14 protein-coding genes are annotated in these 15,658 nt (G+C 31.6%); 6 read left to right on the top strand and 8 right to left on the bottom strand.

Annotated elements, in window-relative coordinates; translation table 11 throughout:
• The first annotated feature begins 55 nt into the window (after nt 1–55).
• Nucleotides 56–826, top strand: coding sequence for a succinate dehydrogenase/fumarate reductase iron-sulfur subunit (locus B3M86_RS01045; protein WP_038337216.1), 771 nt, complete (start codon nt 56–58; stop codon nt 824–826).
• A gap of 638 nt (nt 827–1,464) precedes the next feature.
• Here the strand turns inward: B3M86_RS01045 and htpG are convergent.
• Nucleotides 1,465–3,342, bottom strand: a complete 1,878-nt coding sequence (htpG, locus tag B3M86_RS01040; RefSeq protein WP_291076236.1) for a molecular chaperone HtpG — start codon at nt 3,340–3,342, stop codon at nt 1,465–1,467.
• 180 nt (nt 3,343–3,522) lie between these two features.
• On the opposite strand from htpG, the gene B3M86_RS01035 reads away from it, so the two are divergent.
• Complete coding sequence (locus B3M86_RS01035; RefSeq protein WP_291049127.1) at nt 3,523–4,404, top strand: DUF72 domain-containing protein; 882 nt, start codon at nt 3,523–3,525, stop codon at nt 4,402–4,404.
• A gap of 86 nt (nt 4,405–4,490) precedes the next feature.
• Entirely contained in the window at nt 4,491–5,462 is a 972-nt protein-coding gene (locus B3M86_RS01030; RefSeq protein WP_280051133.1) for an N-acetylornithine carbamoyltransferase, read from the top strand.
• 65 nt (nt 5,463–5,527) lie between these two features.
• Here the strand turns inward: B3M86_RS01030 and B3M86_RS01025 are convergent, their stop codons facing one another.
• The 7 genes from B3M86_RS01025 to B3M86_RS00995 form a co-directional block, all read right to left on the bottom strand.
• Nucleotides 5,528–7,078 (bottom strand): glycoside hydrolase family 2 protein, encoded by a 1,551-nt coding sequence (locus B3M86_RS01025; RefSeq protein ID WP_291076259.1) that lies wholly within the window; start codon nt 7,076–7,078, stop codon nt 5,528–5,530.
• Nucleotides 7,079–7,134: 56 nt separating this feature from the next.
• The gene (locus B3M86_RS01020; RefSeq protein ID WP_286495215.1) at nt 7,135–7,746 is read right to left on the bottom strand and encodes a sugar-binding domain-containing protein; all 612 of its coding nucleotides are present in this window, start codon (nt 7,744–7,746) and stop codon (nt 7,135–7,137) included.
• A gap of 101 nt (nt 7,747–7,847) precedes the next feature.
• On the bottom strand, nt 7,848–8,927 hold the full coding sequence (locus B3M86_RS01015; RefSeq protein WP_291049136.1) for a peptidylprolyl isomerase: 1,080 nt from the start codon (nt 8,925–8,927) through the stop codon (nt 7,848–7,850).
• Nucleotides 8,928–8,952: 25 nt separating this feature from the next.
• Nucleotides 8,953–9,480, bottom strand: coding sequence for an FKBP-type peptidyl-prolyl cis-trans isomerase (locus tag B3M86_RS01010; RefSeq protein WP_115000909.1), 528 nt, complete (start codon nt 9,478–9,480; stop codon nt 8,953–8,955).
• Nucleotides 9,480–10,505 carry a DHH family phosphoesterase gene (locus B3M86_RS01005; protein ID WP_125349263.1) on the bottom strand — a complete coding sequence of 342 codons (1,026 nt, stop codon included), beginning with the start codon at nt 10,503–10,505 and terminating at the stop codon, nt 9,480–9,482. The genes B3M86_RS01010 and B3M86_RS01005 overlap by 1 nt, the downstream gene beginning before the upstream one ends.
• Nucleotides 10,506–10,603: 98 nt before the next feature.
• Complete coding sequence (locus B3M86_RS01000) at nt 10,604–11,434, bottom strand: ABC transporter permease (RefSeq protein ID WP_221856259.1); 831 nt, start codon at nt 11,432–11,434, stop codon at nt 10,604–10,606.
• 1 nt (nt 11,435) lies between these two features.
• Nucleotides 11,436–12,332, bottom strand: coding sequence for an ABC transporter ATP-binding protein (locus tag B3M86_RS00995; protein WP_221856261.1), 897 nt, complete (start codon nt 12,330–12,332; stop codon nt 11,436–11,438).
• Between the two features lie 74 nt (nt 12,333–12,406).
• Here B3M86_RS00995 and B3M86_RS00990 point away from each other — a divergent pair, with 74 nt between their 5' ends.
• From B3M86_RS00990 to B3M86_RS00980, 3 genes are all read left to right on the top strand, one after another.
• Nucleotides 12,407–13,291, top strand: coding sequence for a ChaN family lipoprotein (locus B3M86_RS00990; RefSeq protein WP_221856264.1), 885 nt, complete (start codon nt 12,407–12,409; stop codon nt 13,289–13,291).
• 82 nt (nt 13,292–13,373) lie between these two features.
• Nucleotides 13,374–14,744 (top strand): Gfo/Idh/MocA family protein, encoded by a 1,371-nt coding sequence (locus B3M86_RS00985; RefSeq protein WP_291076238.1) that lies wholly within the window; start codon nt 13,374–13,376, stop codon nt 14,742–14,744.
• Nucleotides 14,734–15,654, top strand: coding sequence for a nucleotidyltransferase family protein (locus tag B3M86_RS00980; RefSeq protein WP_038331209.1), 921 nt, complete (start codon nt 14,734–14,736; stop codon nt 15,652–15,654). The genes B3M86_RS00985 and B3M86_RS00980 overlap by 11 nt, the downstream gene beginning before the upstream one ends.
• Nucleotides 15,655–15,658 lie beyond the last annotated feature (4 nt).

Below are 15,658 nucleotides of genomic sequence, written 5' to 3'. Positions count from 1 at the left end.
TCATTTTGCTTGATAACAAACCTTCAAGCAAAATGTCAAAATATCATATAGAATTATGGCATCATCAAAAACAATCAGCATCACGCTGAAAATTTGGCGTCAAAAAAACGCTAATGCTCAAGGAAAAATGGAAACATATTCCTTAAAAGATGTTTCTACTGATTCTTCTTTCTTAGAAATGCTTGATTTATTAAACGAGCAATTAATAGAGGAAGGAAAAGAGCCAGTTGCATTCGACCACGACTGTCGTGAAGGTATTTGTGGTATGTGTTCTTTATTCATCAATGGAGAAGCGCACGGACCAGATAGAGGTGTTACAACTTGTCAATTACATATGCGTATGTTCAAAGATGGTGAAACGATTTACATCGAACCATGGAGATCTGCTGCATTCCCAGTAATCAAAGATTTAATTGTAGACCGTTCATCTTTCGACCGTATCCAACAAGCTGGTGGTTACATCTCTGTAAATACATCAGGACGTACAGTAGATGCAAACAATATTCCAGTAAACAAAATGCATGCAGATGAAGCGTTCGACGCTGCAACATGTATTGGTTGTGGAGCTTGTGTTGCAACTTGTAAAAATGGATCTGCAATGTTATTCGTAGGAGCTAAAGTTTCTCAATTCGCATTGTTACCACAAGGACAAGTAGAAGCTGCTCGTCGTGCTCAAAAAATGGTTGCACAAATGGATTTAGAAGGTTTTGGTAACTGTACAAATACAGGAGCTTGTGAAATCGAATGTCCAAAAGGAATTTCTTTAGATAACATTGCACGTATGAACCGTGAGTATTTATCTGCAAAAATTGTATCACAAGAATAATAACATTCTGATATATATTAAAAGAGCGACATGTTTGTCGCTCTTTTTTTGTTATAATAATTGCAAAAAAAAAGGATTTCAATCTCTTGAAATCCTTCCCAATGTCAAATTCTTTCTTCTGAATAAGTCCATTGTAACTTGTTCTTTTTAAATGATTATAAAAAAGAATTTTTATAAATAGAACAAATATCTATTGTAAATAATAAATGAAATGTACTCATATATGAGAGACTATTAATCCTATGCAATAACTATGAGCAAAATCGATTTAAAAAGAACGTCTAGGGAAAAAAGGATTTCAATTTCTTGAAATCCTTCCCGAAATTTTTGATAATGATTTGAATTAATTTTCACCTTATTATGAAAATTCTCTGTCGGCTTAAAAATTTCGTTATTTTGTGGAAAAACAACTATTAATTTTAATGTTCTGTTTCAAAACAACTAAAGTATTTTGAAGTCCTGAACGAATAATTATTAATTCCTTGATGTAAAATTAATGACAAAAATCATGTTTTGCAAATTATTTCAGATTAATTTTAAAAGTTTAACACATCAATAAATCTATTTAGAAATAAAAAATCCAGCACATTATGTGCTGGATTTTAAGTTTAAGATTACTAAAATATAGTGTTCTGAGATTATTTAATGTTCTTAAAACTTCTATTGATAAAATTTGTTAATTCTTTACCTTTTAACAAACCTTGCGATAATTTTGCTAGATCTAATGCTTGATTAATCAACGCTTCTTTTTCTTCTTTCGAATCTTTAGCTAAAATTTCTGTTGCTAAATCCGAGTTTGCATTCACAACAACATTATACATTTCAGGGAAATTACCCATTCCAAACATCCCAGCTCCGCCAGAAGCTTGCATATCTTTCATACGACGCATAAATTCTGATTGCGTAATGATGAAAGGTGCATCTGTTCCAGATAAATCTTCTAATTGAATTGTATATGATTTATTGTTGATTGATTCTGTGATTTCAGTTTTCAATTTTTCTTTATCATCATCAGATAATTTGGAAATTTTAACTTCATCTTTTTCAATCAAATTATTGATATGATCCGCATCAACACGAACAAATGTTACATTTTCTTTTGTAGATTCTAACTTCTGAATCAAGTGAGAAGAAATAGGAGAATCTAATAAAATTACTTCGTAACCTTTTTCTTTCGCAATTTGTATGTATTGATCTTGTCCATCAACATCAGACGCATAAAGAATTACTAATTTTCCGTCTTTGTTGGTTTGATTGTCTTTAATCGCAGTATTTAATTCATCCCAAGTAAAATATTTACCATCAACTGTTGGATACAATGCAAATTTGTCAGATTTTTCGAAGAATTTATCTTCCGAAATCATTCCATATTCAATTACAACTTTAATATCGTTCCATTTTTGCTCGTAATCTTCACGATTTTGATTCATTAATGAAGACATTTTATCCGCCACTTTTTTCGTAATATGTGCCGAAATTTTCTTCACAGCTCCATCAGCTTGTAAGTACGAACGCGAAACATTCAATGGAATATCTGGAGAATCTATCACACCACGTAATAACATCAAGAAATCAGGAACAATTCCTTTCACTTCGTCTGTTACAAATACTTGATTTTGGTATAATTGAATACGATCTTTATCAATATTGATGTTGTTTACTAATTTTGGGAAGAATAAAATTCCAGTCAAATTAAATGGATAATCAACATTTAAGTGAATATGGAATAAAGGTTCTTCGAATTGCATTGGATACAATTCTCTGTAGAAATTTTGATAATCTTCGTCAGACAATTCTGATGGCGCTTTTGTCCAAGCCGGATTTGTATTATTGATAATATCATCAACTTCGATTTCCTCTGGTTTAGCATCTTCAGCAGCACCTTCTGGTAAAGGAAGTGTTTCTTTTTTCGTTCCAAATTTGATCGGAATTGGCATGAATTTATTGTATTTATTCAATAATTCACGGATTTTCCATTCGTCTAAAAACTCTTTCGAATCTTCAGCAATGTGTAAAACGATTTCAGTTCCACGCTCGGTTTTATCCGAATTTTCTAAGGTAAATTCAGGAGAACCATCACATGTCCAATGAACTGCTGGCTCGTCTTTGTATGATTTTGTAATGATTTCTACTTTATCCGCAACCATAAATGCAGAATAAAAACCTAAACCAAAATGTCCGATAATTCCGTCTGCATCTTGGTGTTGATTAATAAATTCTTCTGCACCAGAAAAAGCAACTTGATTGATGTATTTTTCAACTTCATCAGCTGTCATTCCCAAACCTTGGTCAATAATATGTAAAGTATTATCGTCTTTATTGATTTTTACTTCAATTTTTGGATTTCCGTATTCTACTTTTGCATCACCAATACTTGTTAAATGCTTTAATTTCAGGGTTGCGTCAGAAGCATTCGAAATCAACTCACGCAAAAAGATTTCGTGATCGCTGTATAAAAACTTCTTAATTAATGGAAAGATATTCTCTACCGAAACATTAATATTTCCTTTATTCATCGTTATTGTATTTTTTATTTTTAATAATTAGTTTTTCTTGTAAATAGTCTAAATCATGAGATTTGTAGACGGAATGTAAATTTCAAAAGATATTCCAAATGAAATTTTTCTGACATTTTGTCGTAAAATAGATCATGAGAACTGCTTATAATTGCTTAATTTTCGTTCAAATTTAGAAAGATGAAATTCGGAAAAGTAGAAAACCCAGAATTGGTTGATTTTACATTGCCAAAAACGCCAAAAGAAACGATTGATTTGTTGAATAAAGTTGATAAATCAGATAATTTCGAAGTATATGTAGGCTGTGCAAAATGGAATAAGCAAGATTTGAAGAATTTTTATCCGCCTAAAACAAAAGATGAATTGAGTTATTATTCAACGCAATTTAATAGTATCGAGTTAAATGCGACATATTATCGTTCGCCAAGTAAAGAAAATGTCGAAACTTGGGTAAATAAAACTCCAAAAGATTTTAAATTTTTCCCGAAAATTCCACAAAGTATTAGTCATTATGGACGATTGCAAAATGTGACAGATAAATTGAATCAATATTTGGATGCAGTTGCGTTATTTGAAGAAAAATTAGGAATGATTTTCTTACAAATGCACGAAAATTTTGCTCCAAAAGATTTTGAAAAATTAGAAAATTTCATTCAAAATTTTCCGAAAGGTTATCCGTTAGCTGTAGAACTTCGTCATGAAGATTGGTTTTCGAACGAAGAAAATTTTAATCGATTGGTTTCGTTATTAGAAAAGCATAACATTTCAAATATTATTGTTGATACAGCGGGTAGGAGAGATATGGTGCATATGCGATTGACTTCGAATGAAGCTTTTGTGCGTTTTGTTGGAGCAAATATTCCATCTGATTACGAGCGTTTGGATGAATGGATTGAAACAATTAAACTTTGGAAAGCAGAAGGTTTGCAGAAATTGTATTTCTTTATTCATCAAAATTTAGAGTTAGAATCGCCAATGTTAGCCAAATATTTTATTAAGAAATTAAACAATGATTTAGATTTAGATATTCGTGGTCCACAAGATGAATTGACGTTGTTTTAAGTGAAAATTAGCAAAAATAATTCTTTAAACCTCGATTGTTTCCACTAATTTTGCAGAACAAATAAAACAAAAGATTCTTCTCAATTATGAAACAATTTACTTCGGTTTATGATGTAGAAAACATCGACGAATTACTAAAAACAGCCTTAGAAATTAAAGCAAATCCTTTTGCTCAACAAGAAGTTGGTAAAAATAAAACAGTTGGTTTAATTTTTTTTAATCCAAGTTTACGTACACGTCTAAGTTCTATTAAAGCGGCTTATAATCTTGGAGCAAATGCTTGGGTTTTGAATGCTGGAGCAGATTCTTGGACATTGGAAATGGCTGATGGTGCTGTGATGAACGGAGATTCGCAAGAACATATCAAAGAAGCAATTCAGGTAATGAGTGCGTATTGTGATGTTTTAGGCGTTCGTACTTTTCCGAAATTAGTAGATCGTGATGAAGATTATAACGAAATCATGTTCAATAAAGTAAAAGAATTATCTTCTGTTCCTGTTGTGTCTTTGGAAAGTGCAACATTACATCCATTACAATCTTTTGCTGATTTAATTACAATTGCAGAAAAAACGGGTTATACGCCTGGGACAAAACCTGAAAAGAAAGTGAAAGTTGTGATGACTTGGGCGCCGCATCCACGTCGTTTGCCACAAGCTGTTCCGAATTCTTTTGCGCAATGGTTTTCTAAAGTAGATTGGGTAGATTTTACAGTTGTACAACCAAAAGGTTTGGAGCTAGATCCAAAATTTACTGATGGAGCAACGATTGCTTATGATCAAGATGAAGCGTTGAAAGATGCTGATTTTGTCTATGCAAAAAACTGGTCTTCTTATGAAAATTATGGTCAACCGAATGATGGTGATAAGGATTGGGAAGTGACAATGGATAAAATGAATTTGACAAATAACGGAAAATTTATGCATTGTTTACCAGTTCGTCGCAATGTAGTAGTATCTGATGAAGTTTTAGATTCTGATCGTTCTATCGTAATTGATGAAGCAACGAACCGAATTTTCTCAGCTCAAACCGTTTTTCACGAGATTTTGAAAAATAAGTAGTAAACTACAATTAAAAAAGGCTTAAAAATTAATTTTTAAGCCTTTTTTAATGATATTATTTCTCACTAAAGTCCAACATGAATATCTTTCGTAGTGGCTTCTTTTTGAGAAGTTTTATATTTTGAATCATAGTTCCAAATAATCTTATCTGAAATGGTTTTTCCATTAAGATTAGTTTCTGCAATGATTATGTTTTCACCTTTTTGCAATTGAACATTTTCAGCAACGAAATGAATCTTATTATAGCCATTTTTTACATTTTCAATCTTTTTACCATTTACAGTTAACGTTGGCGTTCCTTGATTAGAGAAGATTGTAACAGTTGTAAATTCATTTCCTCTATTTACCATTCTACGTTGCGTTAAATAAACAACAGGTTCTTTGCTCCAATTTGCTTTATACCAATAAAAAGGATCTTTTTTAATTTTTCGATCAAACGAAACCAAACCTTTGAAATTTCTTGGATTAACATTTAATCGTGTAATAGGCGTTGCAAAATCGAAAGTATTCCAAACATAAGATCCCAAAAATATTGGATGTTTTTCTATTGTTGCCCAATGAACAATATGAAATTTAGTTGCAAATTCTTCTGGAAAAAATGCAGGATCACTCCATTGATTTCCATAGTTCCCAGCAACTTCAACTTGATCTTCAGGTTTTGCTTCTGCGCCATATTCAGAGAAAATGATTTTGTAATCTTTGAATTTTTTCGAAATTTCATTCGCCCAAGTTTCAACATCTTCTTTGTCTGTCAAATTTTCTACTTCGCCATTGTACCATCCAAAATAATGATTAATTCCTTGTATATCCGCATTATTATTAACTGGATGATCGACCACATTATAACCACTTACTTGTACTGTATAACGATCAGAATCTTCTGTTTTAGCTAAGTCATTTAGCTTTGTTGTCAATTCGATGGTGTAATTATTTGGCGAATAAACTTCATTGTGTAATCCCCAAGTGTAAATAGATGGATGATTGTAATTTTGACGAATCAACTCTTTTAATTGTTGCATTGCATTATTTTCTTCCAAGGTTGTAACCTGATTCACAAACGGAATTTCTGCCCAAACAATCAATCCTAGACTATCACATTTCGAGTAAAAATAATCAGATTGTTGGTAATGAGCTAATCGAATAGAGGTTGCACCAATTTCTTTTATAATTGCTAAATCTTCATCGTGATCTTCATTTGATAAAGCCGAACCTTTTCCCCAGCGATCTTGATGTCTTGTCACGCCATAAAGCGGATATTTTTTGTCGTTTAAGAAGAAACCTTCGTTCGCTTTTAGTTCAAATTTACGAATACCCAAAGGTTGTGTTACTTCATCTAAAACTTGATTATTTTGTTTGATTTGTGTCACTACTTTATTTAAATATGGATCTTCTAATCCATTCCATAAATGTGGATTATTAACCTTAATATCTTGAATAATTTCTTGTCTTCCTTGTGGTGATAGAGTGTAAGGAGTGCTGATAGACTTTACAGTTTTATTGTTATGATCGATGATCGAAGTGAAAATTTCGATGTTATTTGTTTGAGCTGATTTATTATCAACTTTGACTTTAAGATGAATATCAGCCGATTTTTTACTAACATTTTTCTGAGAAATAAAAATTCCAGCCGAAGCAAAATCATTTACAGCAATATTGATAGGATCAGTAACAATTAACGAAACAGGACGATAAATTCCGCCATAAACAGGAATAAAACATGATTAACAGGAATAATTGCTGGATTTTCTTCGTTATTAGCTTTAACCAAAATTTCATTTTCTTGATCAAATTTTAACATTCCTGTCAATTCCAAAACAAAAGCAGAATATCCACCTTGATGACGACCTACAAAATTATAATTTCCGTTGTTTACATCACTTTGATAGCTTACTTTGTTCTTATTTTGAGTTGATTTTAAAGGAGAATTATTCATGTAAACTTCTGCATTTGCTCCAACACCTTCAAATTTGATAAAGATTCGTTTACCTTTCCAGTTTGTTTTTGGCGTAAAAGATTTTCTGTAATACGAATCACCCACATAAAAACGCTCGTTTGTACTATAAAAACCAGGTGTAACTTGGTTCGTTTGCATATCAGTTGCATTCCATGTATGTGGAACTTGAACCAATTGCCAATCGCCTTTGAAGATAGAATTGTAATTAATTTCTGCAGTGGTAAATGGCCCTTTTTTAAAGCTCCAATTAGAGTTGAAGTTTACTATTTCTCGTGCATTTACTATTTGTAAACCGATAAAGAGTAAAATTAGAGATGTTAAATTTTTCATGTGAGTTTTGATAAGCAGTAAAAATAGTAATTTCAAAAATGTAGGCAAAAAAGAAAGCCACTCAATTTGAGTGGCTTTTCTACTTATTTTGAATAGATAAATTATTTATCTAAAACTTCCATATCAAAATATAAAGTTGCATTTGGTGGTACAACACCTCCAGCACCTCTTGATCCGTAACCTAATTCGGCAGGGATAATTAAGAAAACTTTAGAACCTCTGTTGAACATTGTTAATGCTTCCATCCAACCTTGGATTAATCCTGTAACACCAACTGTTGCGTCTAGTGGTTGATTGCGATCGTAAGATGAATCTAATTTTTCACCATCATTTAAACGTAAAGTATAATGTACTTGAATTGGATCTCCTTGTACAGGTTTTGCTCCGTTTCCTTCTTCTAAAATTACATATTTTAATCCAGAAGGAGTAGTTTGCGCTTTAGCCTCTAATTCTTTTTGACGAGCAATTTCAGCATCTTTTTCAGCTTTTGCTTTCGCTTCAGCTTCAGCTTGTTTTTTTGCATGATTTGCTTTTGCAGTTTCAAAAGCTTCTCCACCGTTATATTTGGCATATTTATCACCTTTACGAGCGATTTCTACTTTCTCAATCACAACTGGAACAACTGGTTTGTCATCTCTTGTTTTTTCTACATTAGCAATAGAATCTACAACTTCTAAACCTTCTACAACTTGTCCAAAAACAGTGTGTTTACCGTCTAACCATGGAGTTGGAACCTCTGTAATGAAGAATTGAGACCCGTTTGTTGCTGGTCCTGAATTTGCCATAGATAAAACACCTTTTTTATCGTGTTTTAATGTTGCATGAAACTCATCTTCGAAATCGTAACCAGGTCCACCTGTACCTCTTCCGTCTGGATCACCACCTTGAATCATGAAATCTTTGATTACACGGTGAAAAATGATTCCATCATAAAAAGGAATTCCTTTTGCTTTTGCTTTATTTTCTTTTGTACCTTCTGCTAATCCTACAAAGTTAGCAACAGTCATTGGAGCTTCTTCTTCGTATAATTTGATTGTCATTGCACCATGATTTGTTGTCATTTTTGCATACAATCCGTCTTCTAAACTTTTAAATTCTTCTTTACTCATCGATTTTGGAATTTTAACGCCACAACTAACAAGAGTAGTGATGACAGTTAAGATTAATAATATTTTTCTCATTTTAACTTTACAGTCTTTGTGTTTATTAGTGTTTTTTTATTTTTAAAACTTTTACATCCATAATAATAGGCGAGTCTGGAGCAATTTTTTGTGTATCACCATAACCTCCATAAGCTAAAAACGAAGGTAATAATAATTTAGCAGTTTCACCTTCAGGAATTAATTGCAAACCAGCTTGTAAACCTCTCACAATATCAGCTTTTCCTAAAATTATTTTCTGAACTTTATTATCGTTAAACGAATATAAAATATTGTTTTCGAGATCAGTTACTTGATATTCAAATTCGATGTAGTCTCCATTATTTGCTGTAGAAGCTGTTCGTTGACCACTATTTGAAATCCAAAAGCCCGAACTCGTTTTAACAAATTTTAGGTCAGATGTTTTCATATAATCATCAAACCATTGTAATTCTTCTTGATGCAATAATTTTCCACGTTCTTGCGAACGTTTCATAAAATCGTCATTGGAATATGAAACGGGATATTGTATGACTTTTTGATCACAACTCATTAACGCAAAAACAGCGAAAGTGAATAAAATAACTTTTTTCATTAGATAACGATACTAGCTAATTTTTCTTGATATTCTGGTAAAAGGGATTGGAAATAAGCAATTGTTTCTTCCATATTCATATCCGAACGACCTCCAGAAGCATTCATATGACCGCCGCCATTGAAATGTTTGCGAGAGAATTCATTCACATCAAAATCACCTTTCGAACGTAACGAAATTTTAATGAAATTATGATGTGTGTCTTCAATAAAAATTACAGAAAAGATAAAATTTTCTACACTCAAACCATAATTTACAAAACCTTCTGTATCTCCTTTTTGAAAACCATTTGCTAGTAAATCTTCACGTTTTAAAAACATGAAAGCTGTTCGATATTCTGGTAAAAAAGTTAGATTATTTAGAGTTAATGATAATAACTTTAATCGTCCTTGTGTTTGTGAATCGTTTACATAAGAAGTAACTTTATCTACTTCTACACCTTTATCAATTAACTCTGCTACAATTCTATGCGTATCTGCCGATGTATTACGAAAACGGAATCCGCCTGTATCCGTCATTATTCCAGTATAAATACATTCAGCAATGCCTTTATCAATTTTATCTAAATCATTCATCGCTTCGATAAAATTATAAACCATTTGACAAGTCGCAGGCATTTCGATATCCGAATACATAAAATCAAATGTATCTGGTTCGCGGTGATGATCGATTAATATTTTTGGAGCTTTCGAACGTTCAACCCAGTTTCCTAAGTCATCAATTCGTTTTACAGTATTGAAATCTAAGATAAAAATCAACTCAGCTTGATGTATAATTGCTTCAGAAACTTTTGGTCGGTAATCTGCAATTACAATATCTTTTGCTGAAGGCATCCATTTTAGGAACTTCGGAAAATCGTTTGGTGAAACAATGTTACACGTATGTCCCAATTTATTCAAATAATGAAACATCGCCAATGTAGAACCTATCGCATCTCCATCAGGATTTTTGTGCGGTATAATTGCAATTTTCTTTGGGGTTGATTTTAACAGAGCTTTTAGCTCTTCGAAATTTGTCATTTGCATAGTTGCAAAGATAAACAAACAAGTGATATTGTAAATTGCTTTGAACAAGAAAACCTCCAAATTTGGAGGTTTTCTTGTTTTTATGAAATATTTATAATTTATAAATCTCTTTTTTTGATAATTAATAAGGATAAACCAAGAAATAAAATGATGTAGAAAACATTTGCAGCAAAATATTCCCATTGTACATGATCCGCAACAAATAATTTTCCTTCCATAATTGCTTTTTGTATATCTACAGAAGGATAATCAATTATTTTTCCGTTCGAGTTAAGTGGTAAATAATTAGTTAAGATTTTAATTTCATTAGGATTTTTTGGAGGATTTTTACCAAAACGAACTAAAAATTCAACAACTTTAGCAACAGATTCTATAATATTCAAAACAATTAAAGATAAAATCGCAAAAGCACTTTTCTTTAATAGGAATGATAAAAACATGGCGAATACAATATAAGCGAAGATTTCGACGAAATATCCTCCTAAGAATTCGATTCCGTTTACAAAATCAAACTTTTCGCTAAAAATAGAACCTAATGCAAAAACTAAAACGCCAACTAAAAGTGTAGAAATCAAAGTTATCACAACGTTCATCAAAACTTTTGTGTTTAAAAATTCAGTTTTAGATAAACCATCAATTGTATTTTGCTTGAAAGTTCCGAAAGAGTATTCGTTTGTAATATTATTAATAACAATAATAGCTAAAAAGAATTTTCCAAAACCAATTAACCACGTAATATTATGCCAAATTATAGGAAACTCTAATGCTCCCAATTTGATTAAATCAACTTCAATTTCATTCATATTTGGTTTGAAATTCGGTAACGTAATTCCCATTAACAGAATCATCACAAAATATAAAATGATGAAAATTCGCGTTCCTTTATTGTAGAATAATTTATTCCATTCTATGCTAAATAATCTTTTCATGTTAGTTCTGTTTTTGGATTAGTTGGAAAAATTGTTGTTCTAAAGATTCTTTACGTTTTACTAAATGATTCACGATAATTCCTTGTTCATAAAGCATTTTGTTAATTTCTGCTGGATCTTTCTCTTCTGATAAAACAGCAAAAAGTTTGTTGTTTTCTTTGGTAACTTTTGAAACGAATGAGAACGTTTTTAGTGTATATTCCAAACTTTCCATATTTTGCGCAGCAACTTCTATACTTCCAAAACTTGAATTCATTTGATCTACAGAACCCGCATAAAGCATTTTTCCTTGATTCAGAACCACTACATGCGAACATACTTTTTCGACTTCGTCTAATAAATGACTTGCTAGAATAATTGTAGTTCCTTGTTGAGCAATTTTAATAATCAATTCACGAATCTGAATAATTCCTTGTGGATCTAAACCATTAGTAGGTTCGTCTAAAATCAGCACTTCAGGATCATTTAATAACGCAGCCGCAATTGCCAAACGTTGTTTCATTCCCAACGAATATTGTTGAAATTTATCTTTTTTACGAGAAAGTAATCCAACTAATTCAAGTTTTTCGTCAATTTTTCCATAATTAACTTCTTTAATATCAGCAACAATTTCAAGATTTTTTTCTGCTGATAAATAAGGATAGAATTTTGGGCTTTCGATAATTGCACCAATTTTTTTTAATGAATCGTTATCTGGTTCTTGATCAAACCATTTCCACGAACCCGCTGTAGGATTGATTACATTAAGAATCATTCCTAATGTTGTCGATTTTCCACTTCCGTTTGGACCAAGTAATCCATAAACGTTTCCTTTTTCTACCGAAAAAGTGACATTGTTGACCGCTGTAAAACTGCCAAATTTTTTAGTAAGTTGATTAATTTCAAGAACTTTATTCATAGTAGTTGAATTTGTTTTCTTTATATGTAGAGTTTTTTGTTAATTTGTTACAATTTAGAATTAATTTAAATAACATGAGAACGATACTTTATACCTTATTAATTGTACTAACAATTCAGGCTAAAGCGCAAAACGGAAAAACTTATCAAATTTATAATCAACAAGAAAAGAAAGTTGATTTTGATAAAATGATTAAAGAATTAGCAAAATATGATGTTGTTTTATTTGGTGAACATCATAATAATGCGGTAAATCATTGGTTGCAATTGCAAACGACAAAAGAATTGTATAAGATAAAAGGAAAACAACTGATTCTTGGAGCAGAAATGTTCGAGCGTCATCAACAAAATGATTTAACGAATTATTTGAAAAGCAAAACGACGGATGATGAGTTTCAAAAGAGTACAAAGCTTTGGAATAATTACAAAACAGATTACAAACCGCTTGTTGATTTTGCGAAAGAAAAGAATTTAGATTTTGTAGCAACTAATGTAACGCGCAAATATGCTTCGTATGTCGCTAAGAATGGACTTGAAGCTTTGGATACAGTTCCAAATAATGAGAAAGCCTTTATTGCGAAACTTCCTATTACCATAGATTATGATGCACCTGGTTATCCTGAGATGATTAAAATGATGGGAGATCATGCTGGAGTGAAGGCAAAACAGTTTGTTGCAGCACAAGCTACAAAGGATGCAACAATGGCAGAATCAATTTTGAATAATTTGAAGAAAAATAATCTATTCATTCATTACAATGGTGATTATCATTCTAAAAATTATGGCGGAATTTATTGGTATTTGAAATATTTTCGACCTGAGCTCAAAATCGCCGTAATTGAAATTCTAGAAAGTGAAGATTTAAATGAAAAATTATCTGTAATTAAATCTAAAAACGAAAATGTTACTACGACAGAATTTATTATAGTATTTCCTAAGGATTCGCCTAAAACCTACTAATTTTACTTATAAGCAGAAAGTTTTATTGATTATTTTTCATATTTTGCATTTTAAAAAATAAAGCAAACAATTAAATACAACTATGGACAGAAGAAATTTTATTAAATCGACTGCTGCAGCATCTACGGTAGCATTAGTATCACCAGATTCATTATTTGATTTTTCATCAAAAATTGATAAGGTGAAAGTAGGAATTGTTGGCTGTGGAATGAGAGGGCAGGTACATTTAGATGAGTTATTAAAAAGAAATGATGTAGAAGTTGTTGGGATCGCTGAACCAGATCAACGAATGATTGATCGTTCAAACAAAATTTTTGCAAAACATAATAAAAAACCTGTAGAGTATTTTAAAGGTTTAGATGGATATAAAAAATTATATAAGAATAAAGAAATGCATGCTGTAATTATAGCTACGCCATGGGAATTTCACGCTGAGCAAACAATTGCAGCAATGAATGCGGGTAAAATTGTAGGTTTAGAAGTGTGTGGAGCGATGAATTTACAAGAATGTTGGGATTACGTAGATACATACGAAAAAACGAAAGTTCCTGTATTCATGATGGAGAATGTTTGTTACCGTCGCGATGTTATGGCTGTAATGAATATGGTTCGTAAAGGAATGTTTGGTCAAATTGTTCATGGACAAGGTGGTTACCAACACGATTTAAGAAATGTATTATTTAATGATGGTAAACAACCTTATGGTGGTGGAGTTGAATTTGGAGACAAAGGTTTCTCTGAAGCTGCTTGGCGTACAAATCATTATGTAAAACGTAATGCAGAATTATATCCAACGCATGGTTTAGGACCAATCGGTACAATGATGGATGTTAACCGTGGAAATAGAATTACACATTTAACTTCTATGGCTTCTCAACAAGCTGGTTTAACTGATTATATCGTGAAGAATGGAGGTGTAGATCATCCAAATGCAAAAGTTAAATTCAAACAAGGAGATATCCTTCAAACAATGTTAAAATGTGAAAACGGAGAAACAATCTTATTAACGCACGATACATCTTTACAGCGTCCATATAACTTAGGTTTCCGTATTCAAGGAACTGATGGTATTTGGCAAGATATCGGTTCAGGAGGATTTAGTCAAGGTTTCATTTATTTCGAAGATGAAATGAAACATTCTCACAAATGGGCAAGTTCAGAAGATCATTTAAAAACTTACGATCATCCATATTGGAAAAAATACGAAACTCAGGCAGAAGGTGCTGGGCACGGAGGAATGGATTTCTTCTTAATGAATGATTTTATCGAATGTATTAAAGCAAACAAAGAATTCCCATTCGATGTATATGATTTAGCAACTTGGTATGCAGTAACACCATTAAGTGAAAAATCTATCGAAGGAAATGGTACTTCTCAAGAAATGCCAGACTTTACAAGAGGAAAATATAAAACAAGAAAACCAGTTTTTGGTACAGAAGATTATGGATTCTAAAACCTTATCATTAGTCATTTTAGCAGGTGGAATGGGAAGCCGCTACAAAGGACAAAAACAAATTGATCCAATTGGACCAAGTAAAGAAACGTTGATGGAATATTCAATTTTCGATGCTTTTTCTTGCGGAATAAAACATTTTGTATTCATTATTAATGAACAATTTAATGCAGAAACTAAAAAATATTTTCAAAATTTAATTGAAAAAAATGGAGGTAAAGTAGAATTTGTTCTTCAAACGACGTATACATCTGTTCCGAGAGGAATTTATGATACAATAGAAAAACGTGAAAAACCTTGGGGAACTGGACATGCGTTAATGATTACAAAAAATCATTTAAACAATCCATTTATTGTAATTAATGCAGATGATTTTTATGGTCGTAAAGCATTTGAAAAAGCAAGTGAATTGGTTCAAAACGAAAAAATCACTGCAAATACTTATGGTATGGTTGCGTACAAATTGGCCAATACGATTAGCGAAAATGGTTCTGTTTCTCGCGGAGTATGTACTGTAACTAACGGTCATTTGGAGAATGTTGTAGAACGTACAAATATCTATTCTAACGAAAATGGAGAAATTGTTTTCGAAGAAGATGATAACGTTTTACCATTAGATGGAGATACGGCTGTATCGATGAATTTCTTTGTTTTACATCCTTCTATTTTCAGAAAATTAGAAGATAAATTTGAGGAATTTCTTCACGAAAATGCTTCTCAATTGAAAGCAGAATTTTTCTTGCCGAAAGTTGTAAATGATATGATCAAAGAAGATCAATTGGAAGTGATTGTAGAAAAATCGGATGACAATTGGTTCGGAATGACTTATCCAGAAGATAGAGAAGTTGTAGTAAATTCTATTCACAATTTAATCAATGATCAAAAATATCCAAATTCTCTTTGGACATAAAATA

The sequence above is a fragment of the Empedobacter sp. UBA6305 genome, assembly GCF_002440405.1.
In the GTDB taxonomy this organism is placed as follows: Bacteria; Bacteroidota; Bacteroidia; order Flavobacteriales; family Weeksellaceae; genus Empedobacter; species Empedobacter falsenii_B.
This window is presented reverse-complemented; position numbering and strand designations above follow the sequence as displayed.

What these genes read in the sequence shown, in the direction of transcription:
- B3M86_RS01045 (WP_038337216.1), top strand. Translation starts at nt 56, where the DNA reads ATGGCATCATCAAAAACAATCAGCATCACGCTGAAAATTTGGCGTCAA.
- htpG (WP_291076236.1), bottom strand. Translation starts at nt 3,342, where the DNA reads ATGAATAAAGGAAATATTAATGTTTCGGTAGAGAATATCTTTCCATTA.
- B3M86_RS01035 (WP_291049127.1), top strand. Translation starts at nt 3,523, where the DNA reads ATGAAATTCGGAAAAGTAGAAAACCCAGAATTGGTTGATTTTACATTG.
- B3M86_RS01030 (WP_280051133.1), top strand. Translation starts at nt 4,491, where the DNA reads ATGAAACAATTTACTTCGGTTTATGATGTAGAAAACATCGACGAATTA.
- B3M86_RS01020 (WP_286495215.1), bottom strand. Translation starts at nt 7,746, where the DNA reads ATGAAAAATTTAACATCTCTAATTTTACTCTTTATCGGTTTACAAATA.
- B3M86_RS01015 (WP_291049136.1), bottom strand. Translation starts at nt 8,927, where the DNA reads ATGAGAAAAATATTATTAATCTTAACTGTCATCACTACTCTTGTTAGT.
- B3M86_RS01010 (WP_115000909.1), bottom strand. Translation starts at nt 9,480, where the DNA reads ATGAAAAAAGTTATTTTATTCACTTTCGCTGTTTTTGCGTTAATGAGT.
- B3M86_RS01005 (WP_125349263.1), bottom strand. Translation starts at nt 10,505, where the DNA reads ATGCAAATGACAAATTTCGAAGAGCTAAAAGCTCTGTTAAAATCAACC.
- B3M86_RS01000 (WP_221856259.1), bottom strand. Translation starts at nt 11,434, where the DNA reads ATGAAAAGATTATTTAGCATAGAATGGAATAAATTATTCTACAATAAA.
- B3M86_RS00995 (WP_221856261.1), bottom strand. Translation starts at nt 12,332, where the DNA reads ATGAATAAAGTTCTTGAAATTAATCAACTTACTAAAAAATTTGGCAGT.
- B3M86_RS00990 (WP_221856264.1), top strand. Translation starts at nt 12,407, where the DNA reads ATGAGAACGATACTTTATACCTTATTAATTGTACTAACAATTCAGGCT.
- B3M86_RS00985 (WP_291076238.1), top strand. Translation starts at nt 13,374, where the DNA reads ATGGACAGAAGAAATTTTATTAAATCGACTGCTGCAGCATCTACGGTA.
- B3M86_RS00980 (WP_038331209.1), top strand. Translation starts at nt 14,734, where the DNA reads ATGGATTCTAAAACCTTATCATTAGTCATTTTAGCAGGTGGAATGGGA.